This is a genomic window from Rothia sp. HMSC072B03 (assembly GCF_001809565.1).
GTDB classification, from domain to species: Bacteria; Actinomycetota; Actinomycetes; order Actinomycetales; family Micrococcaceae; genus Rothia; species Rothia mucilaginosa_A.
The window spans coordinates 748,464-767,109 of sequence record NZ_KV797969.1; the positions used below are offsets into that span (position 1 = coordinate 748,464).

Genomic DNA, 18,646 nt, shown 5'->3' on the forward strand with positions numbered 1-18,646 from the left:
GCCGGCGGCCCTTTGCTGAGCTCGCGGTGAACCCCGCGCGTTATCCACAGGCATAAGCGGGGGAGAAAGCGTGCATCCTGTATCCTTAAAGACTGACTAACCATCCCCGCACGCCCCCGCGGTGGGGCCACCTCAACGTTAAGAAAGTGATCACGGATCGTGTTCAATTCTCTCTCCGACCGCTTGACGGCAACCTTTAAGAACCTGCGCGGCAAGGGCCGCCTCTCCGAGGCAGACATTGATGCAACCGTCCGCGAAATCCGTCGCGCCCTGCTCGACGCCGACGTCGCGGTGCCCGTGGTCCGCGAGTTCGTCGCCCACGTGAAGGAGCGCGCCCTCGGCGCGGAAGTTTCCGAGGCGCTCAACCCCTCCCAGCAGATCGTCAAGATCGTGAACGACGAGCTGGTGAGCATCCTGGGCGGCTCTACCCGCCGCATCAATATGGCCAAGAGCGGCCCGACCATCATCATGCTCGCGGGTCTGCAGGGCGCCGGTAAGACCACCCTGGCCGGCAAGCTGGCCTATTGGCTCAAGGGCCAGGGTCACACCCCCATGCTGATTGCCTCCGACCTGCAGCGCCCCAACGCGGTGACCCAGCTGAAGGTCGTCGGCGAGCGCGCGGGCGTGCCCGTCTACGCACCGCACCCCGGTGTGACCAGCGAGTTTGACGTGCCCACCGGCGACCCCGTGCAGGTGGCACGTGACGGTGTGGCCGAGGCTCGCGCCAAGCTGCACGACGTGGTGATTGTCGATACCGCGGGTCGTCTGGGTGTTGACGCCGAGCTCATGCAGCAGGCACGCAATATCCGCGACGCCATTGAGCCGAACGAAGTTCTGTTCGTCATCGACGCGATGATCGGTCAGGACGCCGTGAACACCGCCAACGCTTTCAACGAGGGCGTGGACTTCACCGGTGTCGTCCTGTCCAAGCTGGATGGCGACGCCCGCGGTGGTGCGGCCCTGTCGGTGGCTTCGGTGACCGGCAAGCCGATTATGTTCGCCTCCACCGGTGAGAACGTCACTGACTTTGAGCAGTTCCACCCGGACCGTATGGCAAGCCGCATCCTGGATATGGGTGACATCCTGACCCTGATCGAGCAGGCCGAGGCTCAGTGGGATAAGGCCGAAGCCGACCGCATGGCGAAGAAGTTCATCGACCAGGAAGACTTCACCTTCGAGGACTTCCTGGCTCAGATGCAGCAGATTCGTAAGCTTGGCTCCATGAAGAAGCTGCTCATGATGATGCCCGGCGCGGCTCAGATGCGTCAGCAGCTCGAGGCCTTTGACGAGCGCGAGATTGACCGCGTGGAGGCGATTGTTCGCTCCATGACCCCGCACGAGCGCGTGGCTCCGCGCATCATTAACGGTTCCCGCCGTGCCCGTATCGCTAAGGGTGCGGGCGTGACCGTGTCTGAGGTGAACCAGCTGATGGAGCGCTTCGCCCAGGCTCAGAAGATGATGAAGAAGCTCGCTTCGGGCAAGATGCCCGGCATGCCCGGCGGTATGCAGATGCCCGGTATGGCGGCAGTGGCGGGTGGTGCTCGCAAGAACGCGAAGAACAACAAGAAGAAGAAGGCCCGCTCCGGCAACCCGCAGAAGCGTGCGGCCCAGGAGGCGGCAGCAGCTAAGGCGCAGCAGGCACGCGCCGGCGCTGCCTTCGGTCAGCAGGCTCAGAACCAGGAAATGGATCTGTCCAGCATGAACCTGCCGAAGGGCTTTGAGAAGTTCCTGCAGTAGTAGCAGACGCAACCCCGCAAGGGGCGGTACGGGTGCGCATCGACTTTACGGTGCGCACCCGTACCGGTATGGCGCCCGATGAGGGAGCCGAAGGGAGGGACAATGACTCAGAACGAGCAGAACGGGGAGCGCGAGAACCCGCGTACCGGCGAGACTCAGCACGATGAGACCCAGTACGGCGAGATTCAGCCTGACAAAGCCCAGCACGGCGAGGTGCGAGGACTGTCTGGCGGAGGCTCCCTGCCCGAAAGCGTCCCGGCTCGTGATACCGCGGGGGAGGTCGCCTCGGACGAGACGGAGTCGGAACTCGGAGCGGTGCTCGAGCCCTCGTTTGACGGCCACGACGAACAGCTGCCCGGGCTCCCCGGATACGTTCCTCTCTGGGTGCGTCTTGCCCTGGACTACGGTGAGAACTCCGCCGACGTCACCGGCGATCTCGTTTACTCCAGCGAGAGCGACGAGCCGGCCGTCGACGACGTGACCGCGACCCTGCTGAGGCTTATCCGCGAGGCTCGCAGTATGCACGGAACCAACCGGGACTCTGCGGCGGACTCCTGGCAGGACCGCAGCCGGGTAGACCGTATCGCCGCCGACCTGGAGAGCGAGGAGTGGACCGTCGACAAGCTCTCGGGCCTGTGGGATAGCGCCCCCGCGCCCTCCGACCCGGACGAATCCGTGAGCCCTGAACGCTCGGGCGAGGGCGGCGAAACCGAACCGCGGGGCGAGGAGCCTAGTGACCGGAACCTTGAGCTGGAGGAAAAGATTCAGCGCCGCCGCATCATGGCGCGCTCCACCACTGATGAGGAGCTGATTGCCGCCCTCATCGAGGCCACGGCCGGCGACTCCGAGCTCATCGCCTACGAGCTGGGGGAGACGCAGGTGCAGCTCCACGTGCTTTGCGCGGTGGACTCCGAGGGGTACCTGAACGTTCTGGAGGTGGCAGACGGCACGCTGAGCCTGGGCGCCCCCATCGAGGATTACGTGGCCCAGCTGGTTGAGAAGCTCCCGGTCACCGGTGCCGCTATGGAGGGCGAGGCGACCGAATGGGAGGCGCTGCCCGGCACCGTGCAGGAGCTGGAGTTCTACGTGGACGGCGACGCCGCCATGCTCGTCGACCTGCCCATCGACATGATTACGGGCCTTCTCCTGGCCTACCTTCCGGCCGGTACCCGGCAGGTGGTGGCCGCCCCGGCGGGGGAGTGGACCCTCATCTCGGCCGACCCGGTGGACCTTATGGCCCTGCTGGGGCTGCTGAGCTGCAACGCCCTGATCGTTGAGGGTAACGTGAACCAGCAGCACCTGGTGGTCTGCGAAGAACCCGCCCTCGAGCCCTACTCCGATGACGAGTGGTACCTGGAGGCTTTCGGTGAGCCTCGCGAGAGCATCGTGGAGGAGTTCCGCTGGCAGCGCGTGCCCAAGCGCCTGAACCGCGCCTTCAGCGTGGAGGAGCTGGCCCGTTACGACGGCCTGCTGGAGGATTTGCTCGCGGGTCTTCCCGGAACGGCTCCGGAGCTTGCCGGCTCGAAAATTTTTGGTTCCGATGAGGAAGAGCTTGCGCAGAGCATCGCCAATGTGATGGCAATGTTCGGTGTTGAGGCTGAGTCTACGACCGGCCGCCGCCTGAACGCGTACCTTCGCGATACGAGCAACACCCTGGCTCTGGAATCGGTCCTGCAGCTTCTGGGCGTGCCCACCGAGCTGGCGCTGGTGCCGACCGCCGGCTTTGACGTGGCCTCGATTAGCACGGCCCGTATCTTCGGCTCCGAGGATGAGGAGCTCGCACAGCCCGCCGGTTCTGCTGAATCAGCTGATGCGGCTGAAGCTACTGATGAGGCGCAGGCATCTGAAGCTGTGGACGTTACCTTCCCGCTGGAAGACTCCGTTGCCGAGGCTACCTTCTCCGAGAACACTATCTCTGGGAGCCCTGTCTCTAAGGACACTGCCGCGGAGGATGATTCCTTCGAGGACGACGAGGAGATTGAACCCTACCCGGATGGCTACACCTCGCCTCTGGAGCGTAGCTATCAGCTGGTGGCGACCGGTCGCCGAGTGACCCTCGCCGAGTGGATGGACGCCATCAATAACGGGCACATTCCCTACGAGTACACCCATATGGGTTCGCCGGAGGGATCGGCCCCGGACTCTTTCGTGGAGGCTGAAGAAGGACGCTTGTCCCTCGACAGCACCCTGCGCGAGGCCGACCCCGTGTCGCACGAGGAGCCGCACGAAGCATCGGTAACCCAGCGGGCTTCCGAGGGTTCCGCCGCGCTCGCGAATGATGCCGCGGCGAGCGATGAGCCTGCGCCGAGCACACCCCAAGACCCGGCGCCCCAGCCCCCTGCGCCGCAGGGCCCTTTCGTACAGGGCTCTGCTCCGCGTTCGCGCCGCAAGCGTCTGACCCCGGAGCAGATTCGCGCGAAGACCCGCCGCGTGGGGCTTGCCCTGGGTGCGGACGTTACCGCTCAGAGCGCTATCGCCATGACCCTGGCGGCCGTGGCGCGCCGCCGCCGCGCTCAGGGTAGGGCGAGCCGCAAGTTCTCGGTGGCTGCGGCACTCTTTGCCCTGAACGCCACGGTTGAATCCGCGCTGATTCCGGCCGTCGTGCGTTCCTTCGAACGTACCCAGCTGGAGAAGCACGGCCACGAGGGTCGCCCCGCCGCGACCCCCGCGGAGGTCGTGCATCCTGGTGAGAGCGGGCGGGAACACCACCCCGCCAAGCGCACCCTGATTGACGAGCTGCGCGAGGGCAACTACCGTACCGCGGAAGAACCCGGGGAAGAATCGAGCCCGAACCCGAGCCTGCGCGAGCGAGTCCGGAACATGGTGCGTCGCGTGCGCGCGCCGAAAGAACGTTAAGGAGAACTACGATGAGGGATACCTACCTGAGCGATGAAGAGCTGAAGGCTTTTATCGCGACCCTGCCCACGCGCCGCCTGGCGGCTGGTGCTCTAATCCGCAACGAGCGTGGCGAGATGCTGCTGGTCAAGCCGAACTATAAGGACGGCTGGATTCTGCCCGGCGGCACCGTGGAGGCTGGCGAGGCCCCCAAGCCCGGGTGCGAGCGCGAAATCGTGGAGGAGCTGGGCCTGGACCTGAAGCTGGGCCGCGTGCTGCTGATTTTCCACGGCTTGGCCCTGGGCGTGTGGGGTGACTCCACCTACTACATGTATGACGGCGGCGTGATTGCAGCGGATACGAAGATTACCCTGCAGGACGCCGAGCTGGTGACCTACGAGTGGGTGGCCCCCGAGAACCTGGAGGGCTACGTGCGCCCCTCGATGGTGCACCGCCTGCGCGAGTGCTACCGGGCCCTGGAGACGGGGGAGACCCTGGAGATGAGCAACCTCGACTAGCGGGGCTTGCGGGCCCCTCCGTCAGCCTTTTGCGGGCAATGGAGGGGCCCGCGGCGATTAACTGCAATTAAATGTGCACGGCCGCTAGCTTAAAATCTCGGGCTCTGATACCCTAACTGAGTACCCGGCGACGCGCGACCCCTCTCTTCGCGCGCCGTTGTGTCCATAGAGGCGCCGTGAATGGCCCGCCCCACGGGTGCTGAACCGTGTGCCTCGCACCAAATTATGAAACAGGAGTAACCACTAAAGTGGCTGTTAAGATTCGTCTCAAGCGTATGGGTAAGATCCGCGATCCTCGTTACCGCGTTGTGGTCGCTGATTCGCGCGTCAAGCGCGACGGTAAGACCATCGAGGAGATTGGTATTTACCACCCGACCGAGCACCCCTCGCGTATCGAGATCAACTCTGAGCGTGCTCAGTACTGGCTCTCCGTCGGCGCACAGCCGACCGAGCAGGTTCTGGCTCTGCTGAAGCTCTCGGGCGACTGGGCTGCATTCAAGGGCGAGAAGGCAGAGTCCAAGGTTCTGCCCGTCGAGGCTAAGGCCGAGTTCGTTGTTCCCGAGAAGGGTTCCGTGATTCTGCCCGAGGCTATCACCCCCAAGGCTGAGAAGGCTGAAGAGGCTGCTGAGGAAGCAGCTCCCGAGGCTGAGGCTGAGGAAGCAGCTGAGTAATCATGTTGGCTGACGCACTCGAACACCTGGTTCGAGGGATTGTCGATCGTCCGGAGGACGTGAAGGTGCGCCTGCGCACCCAGCGTCACCGCGAGACCCTTGAGGTTCGCGTGCATCCGGATGACCTGGGCCGAGTCATTGGCCGGTCCGGTCGCACCGCCAAGAGCATCCGTCTGGTGATGGACGCTATTTCTGATGGCGAGCCGATGCGTATCGACATTATCGACACCGACAAGAAGCGACGCTAGCTCGTAACGTTTGAAGCGCCCCCGCTTCCGGATTTCCGGAGGCGGGGGCGTTCGCGTACCCGGACTCTGTTCGCGAGCGCTCGCCCCGGTCGCCGCGGGAGGGGGAGCGAGGCGGCAGAGTGCGTCCGCCCGGGGGGCCCGGTAGAATAGTGGGAGCCGTGCAGACGCGCGGCATAGGTTCGACTTGTACCCAGCGGAGGAAAATTATGCAGGTTGTGGTGGCTCGTATCGGTAAGCCGCACGGTATTCGCGGCGAGGTGACGGTTCAGCTTTTCACCGACGCCCCGCAGGAGCGTTTTGCCCGCGGTGAGGTGCTCGGTATCGAGAATTTCAAGCCCGGCTCTGCTGCCGCTTCGGTGGCCCCCGCCGGCGAGCTGACGGTTGCCGGTGCCCGCTGGAACAAGAAGATTCTGGTGGTCCGCTTTGACGAGGTGACCACCCGCAACCAGGCGGAGGAGCTGCGCGGCACCCGCCTGGTCTACGAGGTTCCCGAGGACGACGGCGAGGAAGAGGGCTTCTACGAGCAGGAGCTCGTGAACCTGCCCGTGTACCTGCTGGCGGATGTGCCCGAGGGTGAGAGCCCCGTGGATAACCCGGCCGTGGGCGAGCCGCTGGGCAAGGTGACCGGGCTGCAGACCATGCCGGTCCAGGACCTGCTGCTCATTAAGCTGGCTCGTTCGCCGCGCCTGGCCTCCGGCGCGGGCGAGGAAATCATGATTCCCTTCGTCGAGGAGATCGTGCCCGAGGTGGTTCCCTCCACCGAGGAGGAGCCCGGCTTCGTGCTGTTGACCCCTCCGGCGGGTCTGATTGACCTGGTTGAGGAAGCCGAACAGGCCACCGAACGGGCGGGGGAGTAGTCCGTGCGCTACGACGTGGTCACGATTTTCCCCGAGTACCTGGAACCGCTGAAGCTGTCCCTGCTGGGTAAGGCGCGCGAGAAGGGCCTGGTGGACCTGCACCTGCACGACCTGCGCGATTACACCTTTGACCGTCACCGCACGGTGGATGACACCCCGTACGGTGGTGGCGCGGGCATGGTCATGAAGCCCGAGCCGTGGGGCCTGGCACTGGACGAGGTGCTGGCCGCCTCCCCGCTGCAGACTGCCACCGAAGACTCTGCTGAGGGTGCCGACCCCGCCGCGGATACCCGCCCGCTGCTCATCGTTCCGTCCCCGGCGGGTGCCGTCTTCGACCAGGCGATGGCGTACGAGCTGGCGGAGGAGAAGCATATTGTCTTCGCCCCGGCGCGCTACGAGGGCATTGACGAGCGTGTACTGGACTGGGCGCAGGAGGGCTTCCGCGTGATGCCTGTGTCCCTGGGCGACTACGTGCTCTACGGCGGTGAGGTCGCGGTCATGGCGATGATTGAGGCCATTACTCGACTGATTCCCGGCGCGATGGGCAACCCCGCCTCCCTCGAGGAGGAGTCGCACACGGGCGGTCTGCTGGAGTACCCGGTGTACACGAAGCCCGCCGTGTGGCGTGACCGCGAGGTGCCGGAGGTGCTGCTGTCGGGTAATCACGGCGCGATTGCGCGTTGGCGTCGTGACCGCCAAATTGAGCGAACCCTGGAGCGCCGCCCGGACCTGCTGGAGGCGTACCCGGTGGAGCAGTGGGATAAGAAGGACCGCCGCTTCCTGGCCGAGCGCGGGGTGCATTTTGCGAACCCCGCGAAGACGGCTCAGAAGAAGACGAAGCAGCAGAAGGACGCCGCCGAGGCTGCCTCCTCGGAGCCCGCATCGTCTGAGGCTTCGGCTCCCGAGGCGGGCGCCGCATCCTAGCCCGGTTGCACGGAGTGCACCCGAGCGGCGGGTTTTTGCGGGCCGTCGGCACCCGGAGTGCGGAGGCGCTTATCGCGGTAAAAGCCCAGGTCAAGGCTTGATTGAGGGAATAATCAACGTATGACGCGAGAAAATCAACCGAGTTGATATACGTTCAACGAAAGATTCCGTGAATCCTCAATCAAAATATGACACTTTAATGCAAAAAGGTTATGATTATCCCGAGAACAGACTTCTCCCGTGCCGGTAGTGCGGGCGAAGCATGTAATCCCCACTCGGTCGAACTGCATGATTCGGCTGAGTTTCACCTCGGGGGTAGATGACGCCATCACGCGGGTGCATCCTCTGCATGGGATGCCCGGTCTGAGAACTTCATTCATCCCAGTGTTAATCAGTGGTGCATGGTATAAGCACCCCGCACTTTATGGGATGGGAGCTTGGTGGTTCGAGCGTTCATCGTGGTTGATGACCCTCCGTCGCGCGGGTAAAAGTACCTATGCTTACGGGTGGGCATCCAATGGTCCGGATTGGATGCCCACCCGTTCCGCTTTTTAAACCCTCCGCTTTACCCCGCGCGCGCCCGGTTGCCCAGCACGCGCATCCGGCCGTCAGTGCTTTTCGGGTACGGGGCGCTCGCGAAATTCGATGGGGCGCTTCGACTTGGGCAGTGAGTACATGACGCGCAGGTAGGCATCCTCGACCAGCTCCTCCAGCACCCGCTCGGTGACACCCTCGCCGGCACCCACCGAAATCCAGTGTCGCTTGTTCATATGCCATGCCGGAATGATGGAGGGGTAGATGCGCCGCAGCACCTCGGATTCTTCCGGGTCGGTTTTGAGGTTCACGATGGGGTAGCCGATGCCCTCCGTGTACATGGCGAACATCTTGCCGCCGATGCGGTACACCGTGTGTTCGGGCCCGAACGGCTGGTCGGAGGTTGCCAACGGCATGGCGAGCGCGAGGCGGTGCAGAACCGGCTGAAGGGACTCGGCGGTGAGCTCTCCACCTGCTCCGGGGGCTCCGAAGGTTTCGGGCTCCCCGGGGACGGAATCCGTGCCCCCCTCCGGGGTGCGAGCGGGGGAGCGGTCGATGCTCTCGGGGCGATGCTGTCGGGTACTCATACTTTCGAGTCTAGTACCCTTCGCCAAATCTCTCGTAACGCCCGGCGAATCCACGCTAAAATAGGTAACTATGGCTGAATTTATTTATCAGATGATCAAGGCCCGCAAGACCGTGGGCGACAAGGTCATCCTTAACGACGTGACGATGTCGTTCTTCCCCGGCGCCAAGATCGGTATGGTTGGCCCGAACGGCGCGGGTAAGTCGACCATCCTCAAGATTATGGCTGGCCTCGACCAGCCCTCCAACGGCGAGGCACGCCTGACCCCCGGCTACACCGTGGGTATCCTGCTGCAGGAGCCGCCGCTGAACGAAGAGAAGACCGTTCTGGGCAACGTTGAGGAGGGCGTGGGCGAGATTAAGGCCAAGCTCGACCGCTTCAACGAAATTTCCGCCCTCATGGCTGAGCCCGACGCCGACTTCGACGCCCTCATGGAGGAAATGGGTCAGTTGCAGGAGGCTATCGACGCCGCCAACGCGTGGGACCTGGACTCCCAGCTGGAGCAGGCTATGGAGGCGCTGCGCTGCCCGCCCGCCGACATGCCCGTCACCCACCTCTCCGGTGGTGAGCGCCGCCGCGTGGCACTGTGCAAGCTGCTGCTGCAGAAGCCCGACCTGCTGCTGCTCGACGAGCCCACCAACCACCTGGACGCAGAGTCCGTGCTCTGGCTGGAGCAGCATCTGCAGTCCTACGAGGGCGCCGTCATCGCCGTGACCCACGACCGTTACTTCCTCGACCACGTGGCCGAGTGGATTGCCGAGGTTGACCGCGGTAACCTCTACCCCTACGAGGGTAACTACTCCACCTACCTGGAGAAGAAGCGCTCCCGCCTTGAGGTTCAGGGCAAGAAGGACGCCAAGCTCGCCAAGCGCCTGAGCGAGGAACTGGACTGGGTCCGCTCGAACTCGAAGGGCCGCCAGGCCAAGTCGAAGGCTCGTCTGGCCCGCTACGAGGAGATGGCTGCGGAGGCTGAGAAGACCCGCAAGCTTGACTTCGAAGAGATCCAGATTCCGCCGGGACCCCGCCTGGGTAACGTGGTTATCGAGGCTGAGAACCTGCAGAAGGGCTTCGATGGCCGCTCCCTGATTAACGGCCTGTCCTTCTCCCTGCCCCGTAACGGCATCGTCGGTGTGATTGGTCCTAACGGTGTGGGTAAGTCCACCCTGTTCAAGACCATCGTGGGCCTGGAGCCCCTCGACGGCGGCACCCTGAAGGTCGGCGAGACCGTGAAGATCTCGTACGTCGACCAGAACCGTGCCAACATCGACCCGGAGAAGACCCTCTGGGAGGTCGTCTCCGACGGTCTGGACTACATTCAGGTCGGCAACGTTGAGATGCCCTCGCGTGCGTACGTTTCCGCGTTCGGCTTCAAGGGCCCGGACCAGCAGAAGAAGGCGGGTGTGCTCTCCGGTGGTGAGCGCAACCGCCTGAACCTGGCGCTGACCCTCAAGCAGGGCGGTAACCTGCTGCTGCTCGACGAGCCCACTAACGACCTGGATGTTGAGACCCTCGCATCCCTGGAAAATGCGCTGCTGGAATTCCCCGGCTGCGCCGTGGTCGTCTCTCACGACCGTTGGTTCCTGGACCGCGTGGCAACCCACATCCTGGCGTGGGAGGGCACCGATGAGAACCCGGATCAGTGGTACTGGTTCGAGGGTAACTTCGAGTCCTACGAGAAGAACAAGATTGAGCGCCTCGGCCCCGAGGCCGCCAAGCCGCACCGCGTGGTGCACCGCAAGCTGACCCGATAGGGTTTGGTGGTGAGCCCCGCCTCCTGCGCTGTTGAAGCGTGAGGAGGCGGGGCTTTGCTGTGTCTGCTGGGGAAGGGGTATAGTCCTGCTATCTCACGTGTTGTTCCGCTACGTGGTGGGTTATTCGTCGGTAGAAATAGTTCGCTCAGTGGCGACCGATATATCGTGGCGGACTTCATATTTACGGTTTATAATGGGTATGTGCGTAAGTACAACTGACACATGCGATTACGAAGAGAAGAGCATTATGCTTTCAAAATATAACTGGATGTCCCTAGTCACCGGTCTGTTGCTGATTGCAGCGGCAATCTACATGTTCGCCAATCCCGCTATTCCGCTGGTAGTTCTGGGTTATGTGTTCTCCATTTCGGTGTGGCTTGGTGGCGTGTTTGAACTGGTACGTTACTTCGGCACGCCAAAGCAGGCACGTACCGGCTGGGACCTGGTTGACGGCATCTTGACCGTGGTGGCTGGCCTGATTCTGCTGACTGCCTCGGTGGGTGCACAGGCAACCTTCATCCCGACCATTGTGGGTACGTGGATGATTATGTGGGCGCTGATTCGTCTGATGACTGCCCAGGGCGTGAAATACCTGAGCTACGCCGCCGGACGCCACCTGCAGCTCTCTGCTATTGGTACCCTTATTCTGGGCTTGCTCGTGGTGCTGTTCCCGATAATCTACGGCGTGGCGGCAGTATGGATGGCAGCACTGGGTCTTCTGGTGACCGGTCTGGTATTCGTGGGTGACTTCTTTGTTTCCCGCCGCACCAAGAGCACCGTGCACATTTCCCCGGACGGTGTGATTGACGGCGAAGCTAAATAAGAGCTTCCAAACGGCTTCTAGACCGTACACTAGAACATAAGAAAGACCGTGTGAGACAACCACCTCACACGGTCTTTCTGTATGCTCTGCCAGGTTCGCCTGACGCCTTCCGGTAGTCCTAGCGGTGCTCTGCTTTATCGATATTCCGGCAGGCGGAACATCATTTCCTGCGCCACGGTCGCCACCAGCTCACCGGAACGGTTGAAAATCGAACCCTGCGAGAGCATACGGCCACCCTGCGCGCTCGGGGAATCCAGCACGTACAGCAACCATTCGTCCGCGCGTGCCGAACGATGGAACCACATCGCGTGATCCAGCGACGCACTCTTCAAACCCGGCTCGAGCCAGAACTTGCCGTGACGGCGCAGAGCGGGCTCCAGCGGCAAGTAGTCCGAAGCGTAGGCGATTGCGGCGCGGTGCTCCGCATCCGAAGCCTCGGAACCATCAGCGTGCACCAGGCGGTCAAAGGTCTTGAACCACACGCAGGCACGCGGCTCCGTCGAGGAGGAATCCGGCTGAGTGTACAGCGGCGCATCCACGTGGCGCATATCAATCGGGCGCTCCCACGCCACCGCCTGCGCAATCGGATGCGGCAACTCGCCCAGGTAGTCGCTGACCTTCGGCAGGGACTCGGGGTCCGGGATATCAGGCATGGTCACCGCGGTGTGCTCGGGGCCGCGGCTCTCAGCCTGGAAAGACATAATCGCCGAGAACATGGGCGCCTCATCCTGGAACACCTGCACGCGGCGGGTCGAGAAGGAGCGGCTATCGTTCAGGCGCTGCGTGGAGAAGAACAGCTCCCGCTCAATATCGCCGGGGCGCAGGAAGTACGCGTGGATGGAGTGCAGAGCCTTCCCTTCAACCGTACGGTCGGCGGCAATGATCGACTGGGCGAGCACCTGGCCGCCAAAGGTACGAGGCTGCTCGCGGGTGAGCGTCACGCCGCTGAGTACCTCATCGCTGCCGAAGGAGGCGGGGGCCGCCTCGACGGGGGAGAGGTCCAGCATTCGCATGAGGTTCTGAGTCACAGTGGGCTTAGTCATGCTTTCATTTTCCCACGTTTTCAGAGGGGCCGAAGGTGGCGTAGAGTGGGAAGGCACACTCTGAGACGCGCTCGGCCTGCACCGACCGCCTCGGAGCGAAGAGATAGAGAATAACCCAAGGAGCTACGATGAGCACCCCGTCCGAGAAGAATCCCGCACCCGCCGCTGAAGACGGCACCCGCGCCCCCATCGAGCTCAAGTACAACCCCCACGAAGGCGTGGAGGAACCCTACCTAATCCTGCCCGGAGGCGCGCACGGCGCCGCCGTGGTGAAGGACCTGGCCACCTACATCTCCCGCGCTCTGGCCGTAAACCCGGATGCGGCGATCCGCCTGACCGCCCGCGGCCGCGTGCTGGCCGTCTTCGCCTGCTCCCTAGAGCCCGAGGACGCTTCCTCGACCGCACCCGTCATCATGGGGATGCGCGCCTTGCACCTCGCCGCCGAATCCGCCCTGGACATGACGGTCCAGGCCCAGGCCCTGCAGGAACGTCTGGCTCGGCTGCAGAAGCAGGCCGAACAGCAGGGAGCCGAGCAGCAGAGCGCCGAGGGGCAGCAGAACCCCGAGCTCGTGCTCTATATGCCCCCGGTGGCCGTCAACGCCGGCTGGACCGGTAAGGCAGCCCCCGTGCGCGGCTGGTCCGAGGTGGGCACCGTGCCGGTCGAGGAGTTTGCCCGAGCCACCGCCGAGGGCCTGGAGGCCGTGGACCGCGCCCTGCCCGAGAACCCGGGGGCTGCGGTTCTGACGACGGTGCGCTCGCGCATCTGGTCCTCGCCCATGGTGCTGGAGTACCTGCCTGCCTTTGACGGCGTGCAGGTTCCCACCGGTGCCGCCTTTGCCCTGCGCGTGTACGGTTTCATCCCCGAGGGCTTTACCGGTGAGCTTCCCGTCTTCGCCGCCCGTGTGGGCTCGGACGAGTGGCTGCGCATCGTGGCGCCGGCCGGTATGGTGCTGGTGCGCCGCGGCTCCGGTTCCCTGCTCTAGTTCCTCGCTCTAGGGCGCATAATCGTCGTATTCGGGCCCGTCTCGCCCGCTTCTGTCCTTCACCCCCTCGCGGACCCCGGTCTGCAAGGGGGTGAGATGCGTCCAAAAAGCGATCAGCACGGCTTAATATATGATCGCTGACGAGACAAAACTTTACGGAAAGAGGTAATCTAGAAAGGCTACACCCGCACCGGGGTGTGGTAAACGCACCGATAAACCAGCCACACCGCACGGGAATCTTCCGCCGCGCCGTCACCGGGCGCATCCTCCCGCGCGGGTTGAAAGTGAGACCCCTCATGGACCTGATTGCAGTCGATATTGACGGCACTCTTGCCAGCAACCGAGACCAGATGGACAAGTATCTGAGCGGTTTCTTCACCAGCTACCGCCGCTTTTTCAAGGCCATCCGCCACGCCACCGTGAACGTTGAGGTGGCCGATAGCGTACGCGATATGGCGGAACAGACCGGCGCTCAGATTGCCGTGATTACCGGCCGCGACGGCACCTATATGAAGGAACTGAACGAGTTCATCGCCCGCGCCGACATCAACCCCAAGTACGTGATTGCCAAGCCCGGCCGCGACCAGTCCGACACTGCCGCCTGGAAGAGTTCCATCCTGGATTCCCTGGAGGCAGACGGCCACCGCATCATCCACGCCTTTGAAGATAACGAGCACGAGGTGTACCTGCGCCGAGGCATCCCCGTGACCTGGGTGGCCCCGATTCGCGACTACGTGGGCGAGTGGCATTACGAGCCCGTGGGCATCGACCCCGTCGCCTGGGCCGCCGAACAGCGTGAGAAGCAGGCCGCCCGCGAGCGCCAGCAGCGCCGCCTGGCCGACGGCGTGCGCGCCCACGAACGCGCCGAGGCACAGAAGGACCAGCGCCTGGCTGCGTAGACCTCCTCGGTTTATAGGTCTCGGCCATAACCCGGACGCATCGGAGGGCGGCTCCTGACGAGCCCTGCATGAACCCTCCCAATAATTGACCGTAGCGTGAGGCGCCGGAAAGATAGGTTCTTTCCGGCGCCTCATGCTATGCAAAAGAAGATGCGGGGTTAGGAAGCCAGCAACTCGCGTATCCGCGCGGCGAAGGGGGCCGCCATCTTGTACTGGGTTTCGTCCTTCAGGTGCAGGCTGTCGGCCATATCGCCCTCGGCCAGGTACAGGGTCAGCCAGTCCGAGGTGTCCATGAAGAGCACGCCGGTCTGCTGAGCCACGACCTTCGCCGCCTCGTTGGCCGTGTGACGCTTGTGGGCCTTTTGCGGATCGGGCGCGGCGGATTCGCTCATCGACACCACGCCGCCGAGCACAATCTTCGAGGAGGGGTACATGCGTTGCAGCTGCTGGATGACCCGTGTCTGGCGGTCCTGCGTCTGCTCCGTAGCCTTCGCCTCATCCTCGTCGACGTACATGTCGTTGCCGGACGCATCCAGGTAAATCACGCCGGGGGCGCCGCCGGGCAGGGCCCAGACGCTCTCCATCACGCCCTGGTAGTAGGAGGGGCAGGCGCCGGGGCGGGAGGCCACGAAGCCAACGCCGCCGCACCGGAACATGTGGGAGGTGAAGCCCGCCTCGGAAAGGCCCAGGCCAACCCACGAGGTCGGCAGAACCTGCGAATCACCGATGACGAGGGCGTCCTGCGCGCCCAGGGCCGTGGTGCTTCGGGGCACGTTCATCGCGGTGTCCCAGTAGAGTTCGGCCTTCTCGAAGGTCGTGTAGATGATTCCGCTCTCGGAGCGCCAGCCGGTCGGCAGCCCTTCGAGGCCGGCAAAATCGCTGTACTCGCGCTGCTTCCACCAGTGCGCGTAGACGCCGGAGTGCATGGCCACCGCGCCATGGGCTGCGGTATGCATGACCACGCCGCCCTGGTACTGCTGCACCGTGACGTCGGCGGCATCCTGGGAGGTGGTAAAGGGCTTCTGCGCCTCGCCCACCGGGTGCGCGCCCTCCGCCCCGAAGGCCTCCTGCGCGACCCGGTCCATCTGCTGCGCCACGGTTTCGGGGGTGGGTTCCGCCGAGGGGCTCTCGGTGGGGCTTGCCACCGGGTCCGTCGAGGCGACGACCGGGGATTCCGGGTTGAGCGCGTGGGCGGTGGCCGCGGATGCGTTGGGGGTGCTGGAGCCCTCGACGGCGTAGAGGCCGAGGGAACCTAATGCGAAGACGCCGAGGACGGCGCCTACCGTGGTGACGCGTTTGAAATGGGGCCGGGTAGAAGACATACCTACAGTGTACGGTAGGTTCAACCCCAAGTGGAGAGCTTTTCTGAGGGGTTTAAGCAAAAACACTGAAAAATATGCACCCGAGTGCCGATAATTTGTGTGCCCCGGTTTCGGCTCCTTCCCGATCCGAATCCAATCGGCCCCGCCCCGTTTCCCGGCTCGGTGCCGGGAGCCGACGCTCTCTCGGGCATATCTCGGGCACGGAAACACCCCCTCCGCCCCGGCATCGTGCGGATGCCTGAGGGAGAGGGGGTGTCTCGGGTGCGGCGTGCATCGAGCGACTCGGGGAGCCGCTCACGCGCACCGCCGCGCCAACGGGTCGATGCCTAAAGCAACGCCACTAGATATCGGCGGCCTGAACCTTCAGTGCACGAGCCACGCCGTCGCGCGCCTCCGCAATCTGACGGTACAGAGCCGCAGCATCCTCGGGCAGAGAAGCCAGGTACGCCTCGGTACGCTCCAGCAGCTCAGCGGTCGGCACGCTCGGGTACATGCCACCAATGATCTGCATCGAAATCTCGTGCGAACGCGAACGCCAAATGCCCTCGATCTGCTCGAAGTACGGCTCATCGTACTGGGCAATCAGCTCAGGCTTGCCGGACTTGAAACCGGAAATAGCGTAACGCTGAATCATGTTCGACAGCTCGCCGGTCACCATGATCTTGTTCCAGTACTCGGCCTTAGCCTCGGCGGTCGGAATCGATGCGTACGCCTGGGCTGCGTACTGCTGGCCGTTCGCGGTGTTGTCGTTCTCCAGCTCCTCGGCAATCTGCTCGGCGGAGAAACGGCCACCGGTTGCCAGTCGGCACACCAGGTTCCAGCGCAGGTCGGCGTCAATGTCCAGGCCCTCAAGGGTCAGTTCGCCCTCGAAGAGGCGCTGCACGTTGTCGTACTGCTCCTCGGTGCGGGTCTGGTTGATGAACGCCTGCAGCAGCTGCAGCTGAGCATCCGAGTCGGGCTCAGCGGCCTTGGCCAGCTCCCAGAGACGGTCAGCGGCACGGTGGCGGGTCTCCTCGCGAGCCTCGGGGGCCACGAAGGAGTGCAGGGTAGCGGACAGGTTGTTAATCTGGGTGCGCAGGGCGGTGGAGTTGGTCTCCTTGCCGATGTTGTTCAGCACCAGGTCAACGTACTTGCGGGCCGGCATCTGGGCGTCACGCACGGTGTCCCAGAGCGAACCCCAGACCACGCCGCGAGCCACGGAGGAATCGATGTCGCCCAGGTGCTTGATAGCGGTCTCGATGGAACGCTCGTCCAGGCGAATCTTGGCGTAGGCCAGGTCCTCATCGTTCAGCAGCAGCAGGTCGGGGCGCTTCTTGCCGACAGCCTCCTCGACCACGGTCAGCTCGCCGTCGATGTCCAGCTCGATGCGGTCGGTGCGGGTCAGCTTGCCGTCCACCAGGTTGTAGAAACCGATCACGGCGCGGTGCGGGCGCAGGGTCTCGAAGCCCTCGGCGTAGGACTGGCGGATACCCAGATTCGAAATGTTGCCGGCCTCGTCGTTCTCAACCTCAACGGCCAGGGTGTTCACGCCGGCGGTCTCAAGCCACTTGGCGCTCCACGCACGCACGTCGCGGCCGGAGGTGCGCTCCAGCTCAACCAGCAGGTCGTCCAGCACGGTGTTGCCCCAGCTGTGCTTATCGAAGTACACCTTCAGGGCGGCCATGAAGTTCTCCTGACCAACCCAAGCCACCATCTGACGCAGCACCGAAGCACCCTTCGCGTAGGTGATGCCGTCGAAGTTCACCTGAACGTCGGCGAAGTCGCGAATCTCGGCCACAATCGGGTGGGTCGAGGACAGCTGATCCTGGCGGTAGGCCCAGGTCTTCTCCGAAGCGGAGAAGGTAGCCCACGCCTCCTTGGCATAGCGGGTGTTCTCCGCGGCGGCCAGGGTAGACATGAACTCCGCGAAGGACTCGTTCAGCCACAGGTCGTTCCACCACTTCATGGTGACCAGGTCGCCGAACCACATGTGGGCCAGCTCGTGCAGAACGGTGATGGCGCGGCGCTCACGCAGAGCCTCCGCAACCTTGGAACGGAAGACGTAGGTCTCCAGGTAGGTCACGCAGCCCGCGTTCTCCATCGCGCCGGCGTTGAATTCGGGCACGAACAGCTGGTCGTACTTCTCGAAGGGGTAGGGGGTCTTGAACTGCTCTTCGTAGAACTCGAAGCCCTGGCGGGTCAGCTCAAACATGTCCTCGGCATCAACGAAGGGCATGAGGGACTTACGGGCGTACACGCCCAGCGGAATCACGCGACCCTCGGAGTTAGTCAGCTCGCTCGTGATCTTCTCGTAGGGGCCGGCCACGATTGCGGTGATGTACGAGGACATGCGCGGGGTCGGCTTGAAGTACCAGGTGTTGGCGCGGCCGCAACCGCAGTCCTTCGGCTCAACCTTCACCTCGGGCTGGTTCGACACAACCACCCAGTGCGAGGGCACGCGCACCTCAAACTCGAAGGTGGCCTTCAGATCGGGCTGCTCGAAGACGGGGAACACGCGGCGGGAGTCCGGCACCTCAAACTGGGAGTACAGGTAAATCTCGCCGTCGGCGGGGTCCACAAAGCGGTGCAGACCCTCACCGGTGTTGGTGTAGAACATCTCGGCTTCGATCTTCAGAACGTTCTCGGCGGCCAGGTTCGGCAGCTGGATGCGCTCGCCGTCAGCCAGGTCGGTGCTGAGCTCTTCGCCATTGAGGTTAATGGACTTGACCGAGGAGGTGATGGCGTCGATAAAGGTCGAGGCACCTTCCTGAGCGTCGAAGCGGATTTCAACGTTCGAGGTGAAGACATCCTGATCGGTGCGCAGGTCGAGGAAGATATGGTAAGAGTGAACGCGCTTGATAATGGATGCGCGCTCAATCGCCTCATCGCGGGTTAGGTTTAGGCCGGGCATTGGATTCCCTCTCCATAGAAGTGAC

At 63.6% G+C, this 18,646-nt stretch carries 15 protein-coding genes; 11 read left to right on the forward strand and 4 right to left on the reverse strand.

Going from position 1 to position 18,646, the window contains the following annotated elements:
• Nucleotides 1–159 precede the first annotated feature (159 nt).
• The 7 genes from ffh (at nt 160) to trmD (ending at nt 7,790) form a co-directional block, all read left to right on the forward strand.
• Nucleotides 160–1,737 (forward strand): signal recognition particle protein, encoded by a 1,578-nt coding sequence (gene ffh, locus HMPREF2630_RS06415; RefSeq protein WP_049343817.1) that lies wholly within the window; start codon nt 160–162, stop codon nt 1,735–1,737.
• A gap of 102 nt (nt 1,738–1,839) precedes the next feature.
• A complete protein-coding gene (locus HMPREF2630_RS06420; RefSeq protein WP_070483967.1) occupies nt 1,840–4,593 on the forward strand; it encodes a hypothetical protein in 2,754 nt (917 codons plus the stop codon).
• Nucleotides 4,594–4,604: 11 nt separating this feature from the next.
• Nucleotides 4,605–5,090 (forward strand): NUDIX domain-containing protein, encoded by a 486-nt coding sequence (locus tag HMPREF2630_RS06425; RefSeq protein WP_049343813.1) that lies wholly within the window; start codon nt 4,605–4,607, stop codon nt 5,088–5,090.
• 248 nt (nt 5,091–5,338) lie between these two features.
• On the forward strand, nt 5,339–5,761 hold the full coding sequence (gene rpsP, locus HMPREF2630_RS06430) for a 30S ribosomal protein S16 (protein WP_049358453.1): 423 nt from the start codon (nt 5,339–5,341) through the stop codon (nt 5,759–5,761).
• Nucleotides 5,762–5,763: 2 nt separating this feature from the next.
• Nucleotides 5,764–6,009 (forward strand): RNA-binding protein, encoded by a 246-nt coding sequence (locus HMPREF2630_RS06435; protein WP_005505691.1) that lies wholly within the window; start codon nt 5,764–5,766, stop codon nt 6,007–6,009.
• Nucleotides 6,010–6,215: 206 nt separating this feature from the next.
• Nucleotides 6,216–6,866: a ribosome maturation factor RimM gene (gene rimM, locus HMPREF2630_RS06440; RefSeq protein ID WP_070483970.1), complete on the forward strand. Its 651-nt coding sequence runs from the start codon at nt 6,216–6,218 to the stop codon at nt 6,864–6,866.
• Between the two features lie 3 nt (nt 6,867–6,869).
• On the forward strand, nt 6,870–7,790 hold the full coding sequence (gene trmD / locus HMPREF2630_RS06445; RefSeq protein ID WP_070483972.1) for a tRNA (guanosine(37)-N1)-methyltransferase TrmD: 921 nt from the start codon (nt 6,870–6,872) through the stop codon (nt 7,788–7,790).
• Between the two features lie 608 nt (nt 7,791–8,398).
• Here trmD and HMPREF2630_RS06450 read toward each other — a convergent pair.
• Nucleotides 8,399–8,911 (reverse strand): MmcQ/YjbR family DNA-binding protein, encoded by a 513-nt coding sequence (locus tag HMPREF2630_RS06450; protein ID WP_246822761.1) that lies wholly within the window; start codon nt 8,909–8,911, stop codon nt 8,399–8,401.
• A gap of 70 nt (nt 8,912–8,981) precedes the next feature.
• On the opposite strand from HMPREF2630_RS06450, the gene ettA reads away from it, so the two are divergent.
• Together ettA and HMPREF2630_RS06460 are read left to right on the forward strand one after the other, a co-directional pair.
• Nucleotides 8,982–10,661, forward strand: a complete 1,680-nt coding sequence (ettA, locus tag HMPREF2630_RS06455; RefSeq protein WP_070483974.1) for an energy-dependent translational throttle protein EttA — start codon at nt 8,982–8,984, stop codon at nt 10,659–10,661.
• A gap of 247 nt (nt 10,662–10,908) precedes the next feature.
• Nucleotides 10,909–11,484, forward strand: coding sequence for an HdeD family acid-resistance protein (locus tag HMPREF2630_RS06460; protein ID WP_135007788.1), 576 nt, complete (start codon nt 10,909–10,911; stop codon nt 11,482–11,484).
• 134 nt (nt 11,485–11,618) lie between these two features.
• Here the strand turns inward: HMPREF2630_RS06460 and HMPREF2630_RS06465 are convergent, their stop codons facing one another.
• Nucleotides 11,619–12,527: an acyl-CoA thioesterase gene (locus HMPREF2630_RS06465; RefSeq protein ID WP_070483978.1), complete on the reverse strand. Its 909-nt coding sequence runs from the start codon at nt 12,525–12,527 to the stop codon at nt 11,619–11,621.
• 128 nt (nt 12,528–12,655) lie between these two features.
• On the opposite strand from HMPREF2630_RS06465, the gene HMPREF2630_RS06470 reads away from it, so the two are divergent.
• Both HMPREF2630_RS06470 and HMPREF2630_RS06475 read left to right on the forward strand, forming a co-directional pair.
• Nucleotides 12,656–13,510 carry a DUF8185 domain-containing protein gene (locus HMPREF2630_RS06470; protein WP_070483979.1) on the forward strand — a complete coding sequence of 285 codons (855 nt, stop codon included), beginning with the start codon at nt 12,656–12,658 and terminating at the stop codon, nt 13,508–13,510.
• A gap of 296 nt (nt 13,511–13,806) precedes the next feature.
• Nucleotides 13,807–14,409, forward strand: coding sequence for a phosphatase domain-containing protein (locus HMPREF2630_RS06475; RefSeq protein WP_070483980.1), 603 nt, complete (start codon nt 13,807–13,809; stop codon nt 14,407–14,409).
• A 158-nt stretch (nt 14,410–14,567) separates the two neighbouring features.
• On the opposite strand, the gene HMPREF2630_RS06480 is transcribed toward HMPREF2630_RS06475, so the two are convergent.
• The gene (locus HMPREF2630_RS06480; RefSeq protein WP_070483983.1) at nt 14,568–15,731 is read right to left on the reverse strand and encodes a GDSL-type esterase/lipase family protein; all 1,164 of its coding nucleotides are present in this window, start codon (nt 15,729–15,731) and stop codon (nt 14,568–14,570) included.
• A gap of 340 nt (nt 15,732–16,071) precedes the next feature.
• The gene (pepN, locus tag HMPREF2630_RS06485; RefSeq protein WP_070483985.1) at nt 16,072–18,621 is read right to left on the reverse strand and encodes an aminopeptidase N; all 2,550 of its coding nucleotides are present in this window, start codon (nt 18,619–18,621) and stop codon (nt 16,072–16,074) included.
• Nucleotides 18,622–18,646 lie beyond the last annotated feature (25 nt).